Below are 15,809 nucleotides of genomic sequence, written 5' to 3' on the forward strand. Positions count from 1 at the left end.
GGGTCGGCCGTGACCGGCTCGACCCCTCCCTGGAAGCGCCGCTTCTCTTGGCGAGGAGCGGACCAAGGGCCGTCCGACGGCCCGTATCGCGCGCGTGACGACGAGCGAGGCCCTACCGATGAGGGAACGGCCTCGCTCGAACCGGAGACCGGCCGGGGTGACCTCCCGGCGACCCTCCCCCCGCCGGCGCCCGCTGCCCGGCGCCGGGCAGCGGAGTTCCGGGACAGGGCGGAGCAGGGCGTCCGCAAGGGCGGCGACCGCGCCAGGGCAGCCCTGGCGCATCTCGCGGACCGGGTCGTCGACCTGGCTCCGCGCGTTCCCGTACGAGACCTGGCGACCCTGCGCGAGCAGTTCCCCGGGCTCGGCCCCGAGCAGCTCGCCGACCGGCTCGTGACCGGCGCCACCCGGGGCACCGCCACCGTCGGCGCGGGAATCGGCGCCGCGGCGATGCTCCCCGTGCCCCCCGCGATCCCCACCGAACTGGCCGCCGAGATCACCGGCGTGGCGGCGATCGAGCTGAAGCTGATCGCCGAACTGCACGAGGTCTACGGCGTACGCCCGCCGGGCGCGCTGGCGCAGCGCAGCACCGCGTACCTGAACTCCTGGTCCGACGAGCGCGGCGTCGAGGTGACCAGGCCGGCGACCCTCACCACGGCGATGAACAGCCACATGAAGCGCCAGCTGCGCCAGCAGATCATGAAGCGCATGGTGCGCAACCTGCCCAACCTGATGCCGTTCATGGTGGGTGCGGCCGTGGGCGCCGTCATGAACCGGCGCGACACCAGGAAGCTGGCCGACCGCATCCGTGCCGACCTGCGCAGACGGCAGGTGCCGTGGCAATCCCTCGAGGACCTTCCCGCCCTGGAGAGCCCCGACGACGCCCTGGACATGGACGCCCTCGGCAGGGACCTCGGGCGCCCGCCCCGGCCCGGCAGGGACCGGCGCTGACGCACCGCGTGCGCTACGCCGCGGCCTTCGCCGTCCGCAGCGCCTCGACCAGCCGCTCCGGCTCGCGGGTCGACAGGTACAGGTAGGGAGTCGGGTCCTCGGGGTCCGTGACCTCGACGCGCACGGCCGTCGGGATGTAGGCGCGCAGCAGCAGGAACGCGCGGGTGTCGGCCTTGTACGTGCGCCAGGCGCGGGCCTCCTCCGCATCGAGGATCTCCGCCTCGCCCAGGGCCGTCAGCGGCACCTTGGCCTCGCCGGCGATCAGCGAGTCACCCACGATCCGGATGCGGACCGCGCCGTACGAACTCGCCACGACCGCCGCCGCGGCCGTGCCGCCCGCCAGACCGCCCAGCATCGGCAGTGTGCCGAACGGCAGCAGGATCAGGGCGAACGAGAGGCCCACCAGGAAGGAGATCAGCCACCAGGAACGGGGCGCGGTGAGACGTTCTTCGTACGGGGTGGCGGAGAGCTGCATGAAGCAAGCTTGGCACGGTATCGGTGATCGGCCGACGCGCGGGTAAGGTCTGCGCCTGTGAGTGGTACTTCCCCGGCTCTTCAGCCCCCCGCCGACGCCGTGACACCGGTACGGCACCCCGACGCGCCCGCCCCCGGCCGGCTGCTCGGCGCGCACTACGAGCAGTGCTTCGGCTGCGGCGGCGACCAGCCGCACGGACTGCACCTCCAGGCGCGGGCCGGTGAAGGGGTCGCGATCACCGCCGAGTTCACCGTGCAGCCCGCCCACCAGGGCGCCCCCGGGCTGGCGCACGGCGGCGTGCTGACCGCCGCCCTGGACGAGGCCCTCGGCTCGCTGAACTGGCTGCTGCGGACCATCGCGGTGACCGGCCGGCTGGAGACCGACTTCCTGCGTCCGGTGCCCGTGGACACGACGCTGTACCTGGAGGCCGAGGTGACCGCGGTGGCCGGCCGGAAGATCTACTCCAGCGCCACCGGCCGGATCGGCGGCCCCGACGGCCCCGTGGCCGTCCGCGCCGACGCGGTGTTCATCGAGGTCAAGATCGACCACTTCGTCGACCACGGCCGCGAGCAGGAGATCCGCGCCGCCATGGACGACCCGGACCAGCTCCGCCGGGCCCGCGCCTTCGAGGTGAACCCGTGAGCCGCGAGCCCCTGGACGTCCTGATCCGCCGCGTCGACCCCGACGTACCGCTGCCGGAATACGCGCAGCCCGGGGACGCGGGAGCGGATCTGCGCACCACCGTGGACTGCGAACTGGCGCCCGGTGAACGGGCCGTTCTGCCCACCGGGGTGTCTGTGGCGCTCCCCGAGGGGTACGCGGCCTTCGTGCACCCGCGATCCGGTCTGGCAGCCCGCTGCGGTGTCGCCCTCGTGAATGCCCCGGGGACGATCGATGCCGGGTACCGTGGAGAGATCAAGGTGATCGTGGTGAATCTCGACCCGCGCGAGAGCGTGCGGTTCGAGCGCTTCGACCGGATTGCCCAACTGGTCGTCCAGCAGGTCGAGAGGGTCCGTTTCCGCCAGGTCGCGGAGCTTCCCGACTCGGCGCGGGCCGAGGGGGGCTTCGGGTCCACCGGCGGCCACGCCGGGACGGACCGTGCAAGCGGCACAAGCGGTCAGGCCGCCGAGGGCGGCCCGACGGGTGGGAATCGATACGCTTCGGTCGTATCCGACCGGGAAGGACAGTGACGTGTTCGGACGTCGCAAGAAGAGGGATGCCGCCGAGGACGCGGCCGGCGAGACCGAGCAGGTCGTCGACAGCGTCGACACCGAGGCGGACGGAGAGCGCGAGCGCGTGCGGCTCGAGCCCGAACCGCGGCCCGACGGGCCCTGGGACAGCACCGAGGTCAGCGACCCGGGCGAGGGCCGGGTGGACCTGGGAGGCCTGTTCGTACCCGGCGTCGACGGCATGGAACTGCGCGTGGAGGTCGCCGGTGACGCGATCGTCGCCGCGACGGTCGTGCTGCGCGACAGCGCCATCCAGCTCCAGGGTTTCGCCGCGCCCAAGCGCGAGGGCATCTGGGGCGAGGTGCGTGAGGAGATCGGCTCCGGCATCACCCAGCAGGGTGGCATCGTCGACGAGGTCGAGGGTCCGCTGGGCTGGGAGCTGCGGGCCCAGGTGCCGGTGCAGCTGCCGGACGGCACGGGCGGCTTCCAGGTCGTGCGGTTCGTCGGCGTGGACGGCCCCCGCTGGTTCCTGCGCGGAGTGATCTCCGGCCAGGGCGCGGTGCAGCCGCAGGCCGCCGGTCTGCTCGAGCAGATCTTCCGGGACACGGTCGTGGTCCGCGGCGACGGCCCGATGGCCCCCCGCGACCCGATCGTCCTCAAGCTGCCGAACGACGCGCAGATGGTCCCCGAGGGCGTCCAGCAGGAGGAGGGCTCCCGCTTCTCCGGCGGCATGGGCCAGCTCCAGCGCGGACCGGAGATCACCGAGGTCCGGTAGGCATTCCCTACGGCTCTTCGTATTCGCACCGAGAGGGCCGCGCCCCGCACGGGACGCGGCCCTTCACCGTGTCCGGGGCCGCGCGGGCGCCGGACACGGCGGGCGCGTCCGGGCGGCCCCCGAGGGCTCACGGCGGCGATCCCGGCCGCGACGGTTGAAGCGGCGGGCGTCCGCTGGCGATACTGACGCCCGGTTTCCGGCGGGGGAGGACCCATGAACCAGGTGGTCACCGAGACCATGGTGCGCGTCGAGGACGTGCACAAGTCGTACGGCCACGGCAGCGCCGCCGTCCACGCGCTGCGCGGCGTCTCCTTCGAGGTGCCGCGCGGCGAACTGGTGGCCCTCAAGGGGCGGTCCGGCTCCGGCAAGACCACGCTGCTCAACATCGTGGGCGGTCTCGACACACCGGACGCCGGACGCGTCGCGGTCGACGGCCGGGACCTCGCGGAGCTCGACGAGGACGGGCTGCTGGCGCTGCGCCGGGACCGGGTCGGCTTCGTCTTCCAGTCCTTCGGACTCGTCCCGATTCTCACCGCGGCCGAGAACGTGGGCGTGCCGATGCGGCTGCGCCGGACCGCGCCGCGCGAGCGCGACGAGCGCGTGGCGCTGCTGCTCTCCCTGGTCGGCCTCGCCGACCACGCCGCCCAGCGGCCCGGCGAACTGTCCGGCGGCCAGCAGCAGCGGGTCGCCATCGCCCGCGCCCTCGCCAACAACCCGGCGCTGCTGATCGCCGACGAGCCCACCGGCCAGCTGGACGCCGAGACCGGCCACGACGTGATGGAGCTGCTGCGGGCCGTCGTGCGCAGCGAGCGGGTGACCGCACTGGTCGCCACCCACGACGCCGCGCTCCTCGACCTCGCCGACCGGGTGCTGGAACTGCGGGACGGGGAGATCGCCGAGCACTGACGCCGCGGGCGTCAGGGTTCCGTCAAGGACGGACCGCCTCCTGCACCCGGACCCGTTCCTCCGCGACAGCTGGCCGTAGGGTCGACGCTGCGCAGTCAGCAGTGACCGGAAGACAATGGGGCCATGGGACGCGGCAAGCTTCGGATCTACCTCGGCGCGGCGCCGGGCGTCGGCAAGACGTACGCGATGCTGTGCGAGGCCCACCGGCGCGTGGAGCGGGGCACCGACTGCGTGGTGGCCTTCGTGGAGCACCACGGCAGGGCGCGCACCGAGGTGCTGCTGCACGGGCTGGAGCAGGTGCCGCGCAGGGAGCTGGAGCACCGTGGCGCGCTCTTCACGGAGCTCGACCTGGACGCGGTCCTCGCCCGCGCCCCCCGGGTGGCGCTGGTGGACGAGCTCGCCCACACCAACGTCCCCGGGGCACGCAACGCCAAGCGCTGGCAGGACGTGCAGGAGCTGCTGGCCGCCGGGATCGACGTGATCTCGACCGTCAACATCCAGCACCTGGAGTCCCTCGGCGACGTCGTCGAGGGAATCACCGGCGTGCGGCAGCAGGAGACGGTGCCGGACGAGGTGGTGCGGCGCGCGGACCAGATAGAACTGGTGGACATGTCGCCGCAGGCGCTGCGCCGGCGCATGGCGCACGGCAACATCTACCAGCCGGACAGGGTCGACGCGGCCCTGTCCAACTACTTCCGCCCCGGCAACCTCACCGCCCTGCGCGAGCTCGCGCTGCTGTGGGTGGCCGACCGCGCCGACGAGTACCTCCAGCAGTACCGCAGCGAGCACCGGGTCTCGAAGATCTGGGGATCGCGCGAGCGCATCGTGGTCGGCCTGACCGGCGGCCCCGAGGGCCGGACGCTGATACGGCGGGCCGCACGACTCGCCGAGAAGGGCGCCGGCGGCGAGGTGCTCGCCGCGTACATAGCCCGCAGCGACGGGCTGACGTCCGCATCCCCGAAGGAGCTGGCGGTGCAGCGCACCCTGGTGGAGGACCTCGGCGGCACCTTCCACCACGTGCTCGGCGACGACATACCGGCCGCCCTGCTGGACTTCGCGCGCGGCGTCAACGCCACCCAGATCGTCCTGGGCTCCTCGCGCCGCAAGGCCTGGCAGTACGTCTTCGGCCCCGGCGTCGGCGCCACGGTCGCCCGCGAGTCCGGCCCCGACCTCGACGTGCACATCGTCACCCACGAGGAGGTCGCCAAGGGACGGGGGCTCCCGGTCGCCAGGGGCGCGCGCCTCGGGCGCCTGCGGCTCGTGTCGGGCTGGCTCGCGGGCCTCGGCGGCCCGGTGCTGCTCACGCTGATCCTGAACACCGTCCACCTCGGACTCGCCAACGACGTCCTGCTGTACCTGGCGCTGACCGTCGCCGCCGCCCTGCTCGGCGGGCTGTACCCGGCGCTCGCCTCGGCCGCGGTCGGCTCCCTGCTGCTGAACTGGTTCTTCACACCGCCGGTCAACCGGATCACCATCGCCGACCCCAGGAACATCCTTGCGCTCGCCATCTTCGTGGGCGTCGCGGTCTCCGTGGCCTCGGTCGTCGACGTCGCCGCCCGCCGCACCCACCAGGCCGCCCGGCTGCGCGCCGAGGCGGAGATCCTCTCCTTCCTGGCGGGGGACGTGCTGCGCGGCGAGACCAGCCTGGAGACCCTGCTGGAACGGGTCCGCGAGACCTTCGTCATGGAGTCCGCCGTCCTGCTGGAGCGGGAGAGCGACGTGACGCCCTGGGTCTGCGCCGGCCGGGCCGGCCTCGGCCCACCGGTGGAGCGCCCGGAGGACGCGGACGTGGACATGCCGGTGGGGGACCACATGGCGCTGGCGCTGACCGGCCGGGTCCTGCCCGCGGAGGACCGCCGGGTGCTGGCCGCCTTCGCCGCCCAGGCCGCCGTCGTCCTGGACCGGCGCCGGCTGCGCGAGGAGGCCGACCGGGCCCGCGCCCTGGCCGAGGGCAACCGCATCCGCACGGCCCTGCTGGCCGCCGTGAGCCACGACCTGCGGACGCCGCTGGCCGGCATCAAGGCCGCGGTCACGGGTCTGCGCTCCGACGACGTGGCGTGGTCCGAGGAGGACCGGGCCGCCCTCCTGGAGGGCATCGAAGACGGCGCCGACCGCCTCGACCACCTCGTGGGCAACCTGCTCGACATGTCCCGCCTCCAGACCGGCACGGTCGCGCCGCTGATCCGCGAGATCGACGTCGACGAGGTGGTGCCGATGGCGCTCGGCGGGGTGCCCGAGGCGAGCGTCGAGCTGGATGTCCCCGAGACGCTGCCGATGGTCGCCGTGGACGCGGGGCTCCTGGAGCGGGCGATGGCCAACCTGGTCGAGAACGCCGTCAAGTACAGCCCGCCCGGCCGGACCGTCGTGGTGGCGGGCAGCGCCCTCGCGGACCGCGTCGAGGTACGGGTCGTCGACCGGGGTCCGGGAGTGCCGGACGACGCCAAGGAGCGCATCTTCGAACCTTTCCAGCGCCTCGGCGACGCCCCGCGCGGGGCCGGCGTGGGGCTGGGCCTCGCCGTGGCCCGCGGCTTCGCCGAGGCGATGGGCGGCACCCTGAACGCCGAGGACACCCCCGGTGGGGGCCTCACCATGGTCCTCACCCTCCGCGCGGCCGCCCCGGACACCGGCGCCCTCCCCACCGTGACAGCAGAAAGCCGGACCGCCCGATGCTGAGCTCGACCCCCCGTACCCCCACGAGGGTGCTCGTGATCGACGACGAGCCGCAGATCGTGCGGGCACTCGTGATCAACCTCAAGGCACGCCACTACGAGGTCGACACCGCGTACGACGGCGCCACCGCCCTGCGGACGGCCGCCGCCCGCCACCCCGACGTGGTGGTGCTGGACCTCGGCCTGCCCGACATGGACGGCGTCGAGGTGATCAGGGGCCTGCGCGGCTGGACCCGGGTACCGATCCTGGTGCTCTCCGCCCGCCACTCCTCCGACGAGAAGGTCGAGGCCCTGGACGCCGGCGCCGACGACTACGTCACCAAACCCTTCGGCATGGACGAGCTGCTGGCCCGGCTGCGCGCCGCCGTCCGCCGGGCCGAGCCCGTCCCGGGCGGAGAGGACGACGTGATCGTGGAGACCGCCGGCTTCACCGTCGACCTGGCCGCGAAGAAGGTCAACCGGGACGGCAGGGACGTGCGGCTGACGCCCACGGAGTGGCACCTGCTGGAGGTGCTGGTGCGCAGCACCGGCCGCCTGGTCGGCCAGAAGCAGCTGCTGCGGGAGGTGTGGGGCCCGTCGTACGGGACGGAGACGAACTACCTGCGGGTCTACATGGCGCAGCTGCGCCGCAAGCTGGAGGCGGACCCCGCGCACCCCCGGCACTTCATCACCGAGCCGGGGATGGGCTACCGCTTCGAGAAGTGACCCAGGGGGCCCGTTCCGGGGCGGGTCCCGAGGGGGTGCGTCGCTCCCGCCGTGCCCCGGTACGCTTCAGGTATGAGTGCTGCTCCTCGTTCCGACAAGCCGGTGGGCCGGTTCCGGCGCATGTTCGACCGGCTCTCCTCTTCGCAGGAGGACCTGGAGTCGGAGGAGCTCCGGGAGGACGCCGACACCACCGGCTGCACACGCATCGGCGACTGCCAGGACCGGCAGATCGTCACGGTAACTGGTACCTTGCGCACGGTCACCCTGCGTCCGCGTGCCGGCGTCCCGGCCCTGGAGGCCGAGCTGTTCGACGGCTCCGCCGCCTTGGACGTCGTGTGGCTGGGCAGACGCTCCATCGTGGGCATAGAGCCGGGGCGCAAGCTCATCGCATCGGGCCGGATCTCCATGAGCCGAGGCCGCCGGGTGCTCTTCAACCCGAAATACGAACTGAGACCCCTCGGACGGGAGTAGCCGGTGACGTCGCTCGACAAGCCGACCGAAGACAGGGAAGCGGACGACGCCCGGGCGGTGACGGAGGCCGCGCTGTTCGAGGCGTTCGGCGGCGTTCGGGGCATGGTCGAGACGGTGCTGCCGGGGCTTCTCTTCGTCACCATCTTCACGATCAACAACGACCTCCACCTGTCGGCGATCGCGGCGCTGGCCGTGTCGCTGGTGCTGGTCGTGGTCCGGCTGGTGATGAAGGACACCGTCAAGCACGCCTTCAGCGGCGTCTTCGGGGTGGCCTTCGGCGTGGTCTTCGCGATGATGACCGACAACGCCAAGAACTTCTATCTGCCCGGCATGCTCTACACGCTGGGCCTGGCCCTGGCGTACATCGTCACGACGCTGGCCGGGGTACCCCTGATCGGCCTGATCCTCGGCCCGGTCTTCAAGGAGAACCTCTCCTGGCGCACCCGCAACCCGGGCCGCAAGAAGGCGTACGCGAAGGCGAGCTACGCCTGGGGCCTGATCCTGCTCGCCAAGTGCGCGATTCTCTTCCCCCTGTACTGGTGGGCGGACACCGAACAGCTCGGCTGGGTCCTGGTCACCCTGAAGATCCCGCCCTTCCTGCTCGCCGTCTGGCTGACCTGGGTCTTCTTGGCCAAGGCGCCGGCCCCCATCGACGTGTTCGCGGAGATGGAGGCGGCGGAGAGGGCCGAGAAGGAGGAGAAGGCCGGGCGCGAGGCTCCGGACCGGGGGCACCCGGCCGAGCTGGTCGGCGAAGGCGCCGACGCAGGCTCCGTGCCGGACGGCGACGGCGGCTCCGCGGACTCGCGCGGCGGCAGACACCGCCGGGCCTGACGCGAACGACGGTGGGGGCGCCCGGATCTCTCCGGGCGCCCCCACCGTCGTACCGCGGTGCGGCCGTCAGTCGTCGGCGTCGGTGCGCCGCGCCGACAGCAGGTCCTCCAGCTGCTCCTCGCGGGCCTGGGCCGCCACGAACAGCAGCTCGTCGCCCGCCTCCAGCGAGTCGTCCCGGGACGGGGTGAGCACCCGGGTGCCGCGGATGATCGTGACCAGGGAGGTGTCCTGGGGCCACTCGACGTCGCCGACCTGGGTGCCGGCCAGGGCCGACTCCTCCGGCAGCGTCAGCTCCACGAGGTTGGCGTCGCCGTGGCTGAAGCGCAGCAGCCGGACCAGGTCGCCGACGCTCACCGCCTCCTCGACCAGGGCGGACATCAGGCGCGGGGTGGAGACGGCGACGTCCACGCCCCAGGACTCGTTGAAGAGCCACTCGTTCTTCGGGTTGTTCACCCGGGCGACGACGCGCGGGACGCCGTACTCCGTCTTGGCCAGCAGGGACACGACCAGGTTGACCTTGTCGTCGCCCGTCGCGGCGATGACGACGTTGCAGCGCTGGAGCGCCGCCTCGTCCAGGGACGTGATCTCGCACGCGTCGGCGAGCAGCCACTCCGCCATCGGCACGCGCTCGACCGAGATGGCGGTCGGCGCCTTGTCGATGAGCAGGATCTCGTGGCCGTTCTCCAGCAGCTCGCCCGCGATCGAACGGCCGACCGCGCCGGCTCCGGCAATGGCGACCCTCATCAGTGACCGCTCTCCTCTTCGGGACCCCGGGCGAACGCCGCCTCGACCTTGTCGACCTCGTCGGTGCGCATCATCACGTGCACCAGGTCACCCTCCTGCAGGACGGTCTGCGAGGAGGGCAGGATCGCCTCCCCGAGCCGGGTGACGAACGCCACCCGCACACCGGTCTCCTCCTGGAGCCGGCTGATCTTGTGACCGACCCAGGACGCCGAGGTGTGCACCTCGGCGAGCTGGACGCCGCCCGTGGGGTCGCGCCACAGCGGCTCGGCGCCCGAGGGGAGCAGCCGGCGCAGCATCTGGTCGGCCGTCCAGCGGACGGTCGCGACCGTGGGGATGCCGAGGCGCTGGTAGACCTCCGCGCGGCGGGGGTCGTAGATACGGGCGGCGACGTTCTCCACGCCGAACATCTCGCGGGCCACGCGGGCGGCGATGATGTTCGAGTTGTCACCGCTGGAGACGGCGGCGAAGGCACCGGCGTCCTCGATGCCCGCCTCGCGCAGGGTGTCCTGGTCGAAGCCGACGCCGGTGACCCGGCGGCCGCCGAACGAGGAGCCCAGACGGCGGAAGGCGGTGGGGTCCTGGTCGATCACGGCGACCGTGTGCCCCTGCTGCTCCAGGGTCTGGGCGAGAGCGGAACCCACACGCCCGCAGCCCATGATGACAATATGCATCGCGTCACACCGCGCTTCCTGCGGGCACTGCCACCTTAGTGGATGTCGTGCTCATGTCTCTCTTTCGGCTCGCCTGGCGACATGTCGCGGCCAGCGTGCGGGCCGCAGGAGAACATCATGCCGGTGACCACCGGGGGTGACGCCCCAGGGGCCCGTGGAGCCACCCCCCCTCGCCCCCCGCCCAACGTATCGGCACGCCCGTGCGCGCCGCCTCACCCCTCGGCGGACGACCCCCGGCGGCCGATGCTGCGGATGCTGGCGACGGTGAGGAATCCGAGGCCGACGAGCGCGACGGCGCCGCCGACGAGCTCTGCGGTCAGATGCATGAAGCCTCCAGGGCGGTCAACGGCCGGGAATCGCAGGGTGTTCGTCATATAGGCATGCCGGGCCCCCAGCCTGCGGAATCCGCAGCCGCGGCACCACCCGAATTCACCCGTAGAGCAGACGGCGGACGGATCGGGGGTGGCGGGTGGGCGGTCGCCCGTTCGAACGCCTACGATCCTCTGTTGTGTCCAAACTGACCGACGTGCCCAAGCGGATTCTGATCGGGCGCGCACTGCGCAGTGACCGGCTGGGGGAAACGCTCCTGCCGAAGCGCATCGCCCTACCCGTCTTCGCCTCCGACCCGCTGTCCTCCGTGGCCTACGCCCCCGGCGAGGTGCTGCTGGTCCTGTCGATCGCGGGCGTGTCGGCGTACCACTTCAGCCCGTGGATCGCCGTCGCGGTCGTCGTGCTGATGTTCACCGTGGTCGCCTCCTACCGGCAGAACGTGCACGCCTATCCGAGCGGCGGCGGCGACTACGAGGTGGCGACCACCAACCTCGGGCCCAGGGCCGGCCTGACCGTGGCGAGCGCGCTGCTGGTCGACTACGTCCTGACCGTCGCCGTGTCCATCTCCTCCGGCATCGAGAACCTCGGCTCCGCGATCCCGTTCGTCGTCGAGCACAAGGTCTTCTGCGCCGTCGCCGTGATCGTGCTGCTGACCCTGATGAACCTGCGGGGCGTGAAGGAGTCGGGCAAGCTGTTCGCGATCCCGACGTACGTCTTCGTCGGGGGCGTCTTCATCATGATCGCGTGGGGGGCGTTCCGGGGACTGGTCCTCGGGGACAGCATGCGAGCACCCACGGCCGACTACGAGATCAAACCGGAGCACCAGGGCCTGGCGGGCTTCGCGCTGGTCTTCCTGCTGCTGCGGGCCTTCTCCTCCGGCTGTGCCGCGCTCACCGGCGTCGAGGCCATCTCCAACGGCGTCCCGGCCTTCCGCAAGCCCAAGTCGAAGAACGCGGCCACGACGCTCGCGATGATGGGCCTGCTCGCCGTCACCATGTTCTGCGGCATCATCGCGCTGGCCGCCGCGACCAAGGTCCGGATGGCCGAGAACCCGGCCGTCGACCTGTTCCACAACGGCATCGCCGTCGGCGCGGACTACGTCCAGCACCCGGTGATCTCGCAGGTCGCCGAGGCCGTGTTCGGCGAGGGCAGCTTCCTCTTCGTCGTGCTCGCCGCGGCCACCGCGCTGGTCCTCTTCCTCGCCGCGAACACCGCGTACAACGGCTTCCCGCTGCTCGGCTCGATCCTCGCCCAGGACCGCTACCTGCCGCGCCAGCTGCACACCCGCGGCGACCGGCTGGCCTTCTCCAACGGCATCGTGCTGCTGGCCGGGGCGGCCGTCCTCCTCGTCGTCGTCTACGGCGCCGACTCGACCCGCCTGATCCAGCTCTACATCGTCGGCGTGTTCGTGTCCTTCACGCTCAGCCAGATCGGCATGGTCCGCCACTGGAACCGCCACCTGGCCACGGAGAGGGAACAGGCCAAGCGGCGCCACATGATCCGCTCGCGGGCCATCAACACCTTCGGCGCCTTCTTCACCGGACTGGTGCTGGTCGTCGTCCTCGCCACGAAGTTCACGCACGGCGCGTGGGTCGCCCTGCTCGGTATGTGCATCTTCTTCGCGACGATGACGGCGATCCGCAAGCACTACGACCGCGTCGCCGAGGAGATCGCCGCCCCGGAGGCCGAGGAGCCCCCGAGCGACGACCTGGTCCGGCCGTCCCGCGTCCACTCCGTCGTGCTGATCTCCAAGATCCACCGCCCGACCCTGCGCGCCCTCGCCTACGCCAAGCTGCTGCGCTCGGACTCCCTGGAGGCGCTCAGCGTCAACGTCGACCCGGCGGAGACCAAGGCGCTGCGCGAGGAGTGGGAGCGGCGCGGCATCGACGTGCCGCTGAAGGTGCTGGACTCGCCCTACCGCGAGATCACCCGGCCGGTCATCGAGTACGTCAAGAGCCTCCGCAAGGAGTCGCCGCGCGACGCCGTCTCCGTGATCATCCCCGAGTACGTCGTCGGCCACTGGTACGAGCACCTGCTGCACAACCAGAGCGCCCTGCGCCTCAAGGGCCGGCTCCTGTTCACCCCCGGGGTCATGGTCACCTCCGTCCCGTACCAGCTGGAGTCCTCCGAGGCGGCCAAGCGGCGCGCCCGCAGGCGGCAGGACTGGAGCGCGCCCGGCGCGGTCCGGCGCGGTCCTGCGCACCACGACCGGTCGAAGGAGTCCTCGACGTCGACGTAGACTGGTCGGCTGTTGTCCTCCGACGTCGTCCGCTGTTCGTCGTCCCGTTCTCTGGAGTCACCCCGCCATGCAGGCAGAACCGAAGAAGTCTCAGGCGGAGCCCCGGGCGGTCTCGCTGGTGGGGCAGGAGTACGAGGTCGAGATCGGCCCCGTCGCCCACGGCGGCCACTGCATCGCCCGCACCGCCGAGGGACAGGTGCTGTTCGTGCGGCACACGCTGCCCGGCGAGCGGGTCGTGGCCCGGGTGACGGAGGGCGAGGAGGGCGCACGCTTCCTGCGCGCGGACGCCGTCGAGATCCTGGACGCCTCCAAGGACCGCATCGAGGCGCCCTGCCCCTTCGCCGGCCCCGGCCGCTGCGGCGGCTGCGACTGGCAGCACGCCAAGCCGGGCGCCCAGCGCCGGCTGAAGGGCGAGGTCGTCGCCGAGCAGCTCCAGCGCCTCGCGGGCCTCACGCCCGAGGAGGCCGGCTGGGACGGCACGGTGATGCCGGCCGAGGGCGACAAGGTGCCCGCCGGGCAGGTCCCGTCGTGGCGCACGCGCGTGCAGTACGCCGTGGACGACGAGGGCCGTGCGGGCCTGCGCAAGCACCGCTCGCACGAGGTGCAGCCGATCGACCACTGCATGATCGCCGCCGAGGGCGTCAGCGAGCTGGGCATCGAGCGGCGTGACTGGACGGGCATGGAGTCCGTCGAGGCGATCGCGGCCAGCGGCTCCCAGGACCGGCAGGTCATCCTGACCCCGAAGCCGGGCGCACGGCTGCCCATCGTCGAACTGGACCGCCCGGTGTCCGTCATGCGGGTCGGCGAGAAGGACGGCGGCGTCCACCGCGTCCACGGCCGCCCCTTCGTCCGCGAGCGCGCCGACGACCGTACCTACCGCGTCGGCAGCGGCGGTTTCTGGCAGGTCCACACGAAGGCCGCCGACACGCTGGTCACGGCGGTCATGCAGGGCCTGCTGCCCCGCAAGGGCGAGACGGCCCTCGACCTGTACTGCGGCGTCGGCCTCTTCGCGGGTGCCCTCGCCGACCGCCTCGGCGACGAGGGCGCGGTCCTCGGCATCGAGTCCGGCAAGCGCGCCGTCGAGGACGCCCGGCACAACCTCGCCGGCTTCGACCGGGTCCGCGTCGAGCAGGGCAAGGTCGAGGCGGTGCTCCCGCGCACGGGCATCACCGAGGTCGACCTGATCGTCCTGGACCCGCCGCGCGCGGGCGCGGGACGCAAGACGGTCGCGCACCTCGCGTCCCTGGGCGCCCGCAGGATCGCGTACGTGGCCTGCGACCCGGCCGCGCTGGCGCGGGACCTGGCGTACTTCCGGGACGGCGGGTACCGGGTGCGGACGCTGCGGGTGTTCGACCTGTTCCCGATGACGTCGCACGTGGAGTGCGTGGCGATTTTGGAACCCGCTGCAAAGCAGCCCTGACCTGTAGTTTTCTCGGGTTTCTCAGGCGTGGCCGGGTGTCTCGACCTGTTTCACATGCAGGTCAGATGAGGTCTGGCTCCGCGGAGCCAGACCTCTTGATTTTTGCCGTGCTGGACAGGTGCTGGATTTTCTGACCTTTCGTCACCTGTCATCACCTTTCATCACTCGTACCGTGCTGGATCCGTGCGGGGAGGGGTAAGAGTTCCCGTACTGGACGGTGCTGTGCGGAGCCTCGTGGCAGGAGCGCACGGTTGAGACGTCACTCGCGGCCGCTGGAGCCGCTGTTCAGGGTCGCGAAGTTGGCCACCTATTGCCCCATGGCCGGCGACCTGCCCCGCCCCGTGGGTGGGAGTGTGCCGCAGTCCCGCACGATCTTCGCCATGGTCTGACTGCCGCTACCCGGAGGTGCTACCGCTCGATCTGTGGACCGGACGACCGGTCCCGAGGGCTCGATCAGGACAGCGGAGCAGCTCACATCGGCCAGCCGAGACGCCCCGGTGGGCCCGCCATTTCCGCACTCGGGCCGCCGAAACATCGGCTCACCCGCCCCTCTCACGGTGACGCAAAAGCCACCCATACCCGGTAGGGGCCCTTATGGGAACACCAAGAAGGACTTATGCGCCCTCTTCCGAGTCGTGTGGCCGAGATGTTTTCTTGACGTGTCGTGTTTGCAAGTGACAGCCTTTCTGTGGCTACTGCGTGTATCGCGCCGACTGGAGTTGGCTGGGTAAGTCGCTACCCGTTCCGGTCGCCGGGGAAGGTGCGTAGCATTCACTGGAAGGCGCACGGGGGTACGAAATCCGGGCCTCTGCGTGCTCCTGTAATCGAGGCAGGGACAGGGCCAAGGTGAAAATTCTTCACGTGCTGGTCGGATCGGAGCTCGGCCGGTTCGGGCGGGAAATAGCGGAATACTTGGCGGACGCAGGGCATTTCGTCTGGATGCTGGACGGCGACCCGGTCGGGCCGGCTGAATGGCGGGCCCGAATGACGCACAACGTGAGCTTCGTCAGCGAGGACACGCTTGCGGACCGGCGCCTCGAATACGTCGTGGGTTCCGTCATCGGTTCCGGCCGTCTCCCGGATGTGCCGGTGCTGATACCTCGGCTACGGGTCTCCGTGACCGGCTCGGAGGCGTGCTGCACTGTGCGGCTGGCCGGGGAAGAGGCACTCGTATGCGGTACGCCTGTCATGGGTGATGCGCACACGGCAGTTCTCGACGCGTGCGTCGACGCCCTGATCCGCCTCTCCCGGGAGGGGCATGCGTCTCTGGCGGCCGAGCCGGTGGACGACCGCCGAGACGCCCTGCCCGAGTTGCTCTGGATGGAGCGCGCGGCTCAGGAACTGGCCGTCCGGGCGCGCGTCGCCGAACATTCCGAGGACCGCTTCGATCTCGCAGAGGTCATCGAGTCCGACATCGCGGAGGCCGCCGGGAAGAGGGAGTGCCTGGACTTCTCTT

The 15,809-nt window shown here is 71.6% G+C and carries 15 protein-coding genes; 12 read left to right on the plus strand and 3 right to left on the minus strand.

Annotation, left to right across the window (positions count from 1 at the left end):
- Positions 1-9: 9 nt before the first annotated feature.
- Positions 10-948 (plus strand): hypothetical protein, encoded by a 939-nt coding sequence (locus AC0VYN_RS08655; RefSeq protein ID WP_475535448.1) that lies wholly within the window; start codon positions 10-12, stop codon positions 946-948.
- A gap of 13 nt (positions 949-961) precedes the next feature.
- Here AC0VYN_RS08655 and AC0VYN_RS08660 read toward each other — a convergent pair whose 3' ends face one another.
- Positions 962-1,423: a DUF3093 domain-containing protein gene (locus AC0VYN_RS08660; RefSeq protein WP_475535449.1), complete on the minus strand. Its 462-nt coding sequence runs from the start codon at positions 1,421-1,423 to the stop codon at positions 962-964.
- A gap of 57 nt (positions 1,424-1,480) precedes the next feature.
- On the opposite strand from AC0VYN_RS08660, the gene AC0VYN_RS08665 reads away from it, so the two are divergent.
- From AC0VYN_RS08665 to AC0VYN_RS08700, 8 genes are all read left to right on the plus strand, one after another.
- A complete protein-coding gene (locus AC0VYN_RS08665) occupies positions 1,481-2,065 on the plus strand; it encodes a PaaI family thioesterase (RefSeq protein WP_385466974.1) in 585 nt (194 codons plus the stop codon).
- Entirely contained in the window at positions 2,062-2,613 is a 552-nt protein-coding gene (gene dut / locus AC0VYN_RS08670; RefSeq protein WP_386926138.1) for a dUTP diphosphatase, read from the plus strand. Before AC0VYN_RS08665 ends, dut begins: the two co-directional genes overlap by 4 nt.
- 1 nt (position 2,614) lies before the next feature.
- On the plus strand, positions 2,615-3,367 hold the full coding sequence (locus AC0VYN_RS08675; protein WP_385466968.1) for a DUF3710 domain-containing protein: 753 nt from the start codon (positions 2,615-2,617) through the stop codon (positions 3,365-3,367).
- A gap of 213 nt (positions 3,368-3,580) precedes the next feature.
- Positions 3,581-4,273 (plus strand): ABC transporter ATP-binding protein, encoded by a 693-nt coding sequence (locus AC0VYN_RS08680; RefSeq protein ID WP_475535450.1) that lies wholly within the window; start codon positions 3,581-3,583, stop codon positions 4,271-4,273.
- Positions 4,274-4,396: 123 nt separating this feature from the next.
- Entirely contained in the window at positions 4,397-6,946 is a 2,550-nt protein-coding gene (locus AC0VYN_RS08685) for an ATP-binding protein (RefSeq protein ID WP_475535451.1), read from the plus strand.
- A complete protein-coding gene (locus AC0VYN_RS08690) occupies positions 6,940-7,647 on the plus strand; it encodes a response regulator (RefSeq protein ID WP_386926136.1) in 708 nt (235 codons plus the stop codon). The genes AC0VYN_RS08685 and AC0VYN_RS08690 overlap by 7 nt, the downstream gene beginning before the upstream one ends.
- 72 nt (positions 7,648-7,719) lie before the next feature.
- Positions 7,720-8,118 carry an OB-fold nucleic acid binding domain-containing protein gene (locus tag AC0VYN_RS08695; protein WP_475535452.1) on the plus strand — a complete coding sequence of 133 codons (399 nt, stop codon included), beginning with the start codon at positions 7,720-7,722 and terminating at the stop codon, positions 8,116-8,118.
- Between the two features lie 3 nt (positions 8,119-8,121).
- The gene (locus AC0VYN_RS08700; RefSeq protein WP_451691321.1) at positions 8,122-8,949 is read left to right on the plus strand and encodes a DUF3159 domain-containing protein; all 828 of its coding nucleotides are present in this window, start codon (positions 8,122-8,124) and stop codon (positions 8,947-8,949) included.
- A 66-nt stretch (positions 8,950-9,015) separates the two neighbouring features.
- Here the strand turns inward: AC0VYN_RS08700 and AC0VYN_RS08705 are convergent, their stop codons facing one another.
- On the minus strand, positions 9,016-9,693 hold the full coding sequence (locus AC0VYN_RS08705) for a potassium channel family protein (protein WP_475535453.1): 678 nt from the start codon (positions 9,691-9,693) through the stop codon (positions 9,016-9,018).
- Entirely contained in the window at positions 9,693-10,364 is a 672-nt protein-coding gene (locus AC0VYN_RS08710) for a potassium channel family protein (RefSeq protein ID WP_475535454.1), read from the minus strand. Before AC0VYN_RS08710 ends, AC0VYN_RS08705 begins: the two co-directional genes overlap by 1 nt.
- Before the next feature lie 508 nt (positions 10,365-10,872).
- Between AC0VYN_RS08710 and AC0VYN_RS08715 the strand changes: the two genes are divergently transcribed.
- The 3 genes from AC0VYN_RS08715 (at position 10,873) to AC0VYN_RS08725 (ending at position 14,742) form a co-directional block, all read left to right on the plus strand.
- Entirely contained in the window at positions 10,873-12,933 is a 2,061-nt protein-coding gene (locus tag AC0VYN_RS08715; protein ID WP_475535455.1) for an APC family permease, read from the plus strand.
- Positions 12,934-13,000: 67 nt separating this feature from the next.
- The gene (locus AC0VYN_RS08720; RefSeq protein ID WP_475535456.1) at positions 13,001-14,353 is read left to right on the plus strand and encodes a class I SAM-dependent RNA methyltransferase; all 1,353 of its coding nucleotides are present in this window, start codon (positions 13,001-13,003) and stop codon (positions 14,351-14,353) included.
- A 251-nt stretch (positions 14,354-14,604) separates the two neighbouring features.
- The gene (locus AC0VYN_RS08725; protein WP_475535457.1) at positions 14,605-14,742 is read left to right on the plus strand and encodes a hypothetical protein; all 138 of its coding nucleotides are present in this window, start codon (positions 14,605-14,607) and stop codon (positions 14,740-14,742) included.
- The last annotated feature ends 1,067 nt before the right edge of the window (positions 14,743-15,809 follow it).

The organism is Streptomyces sp. 63XJN7_1_ISO-PGPR-S23-121, from assembly GCF_056173025.1.

What these genes read in the sequence shown, in the direction of transcription:
- AC0VYN_RS08660 (WP_475535449.1), bottom strand. Translation starts at nt 1,423, where the DNA reads ATGCAGCTCTCCGCCACCCCGTACGAAGAACGTCTCACCGCGCCCCGT.
- AC0VYN_RS08680 (WP_475535450.1), top strand. Translation starts at nt 3,581, where the DNA reads ATGAACCAGGTGGTCACCGAGACCATGGTGCGCGTCGAGGACGTGCAC.
- AC0VYN_RS08685 (WP_475535451.1), top strand. Translation starts at nt 4,397, where the DNA reads ATGGGACGCGGCAAGCTTCGGATCTACCTCGGCGCGGCGCCGGGCGTC.
- AC0VYN_RS08690 (WP_386926136.1), top strand. Translation starts at nt 6,940, where the DNA reads ATGCTGAGCTCGACCCCCCGTACCCCCACGAGGGTGCTCGTGATCGAC.
- AC0VYN_RS08695 (WP_475535452.1), top strand. Translation starts at nt 7,720, where the DNA reads ATGAGTGCTGCTCCTCGTTCCGACAAGCCGGTGGGCCGGTTCCGGCGC.
- AC0VYN_RS08705 (WP_475535453.1), bottom strand. Translation starts at nt 9,693, where the DNA reads ATGAGGGTCGCCATTGCCGGAGCCGGCGCGGTCGGCCGTTCGATCGCG.
- AC0VYN_RS08710 (WP_475535454.1), bottom strand. Translation starts at nt 10,364, where the DNA reads ATGCATATTGTCATCATGGGCTGCGGGCGTGTGGGTTCCGCTCTCGCC.
- AC0VYN_RS08720 (WP_475535456.1), top strand. Translation starts at nt 13,001, where the DNA reads ATGCAGGCAGAACCGAAGAAGTCTCAGGCGGAGCCCCGGGCGGTCTCG.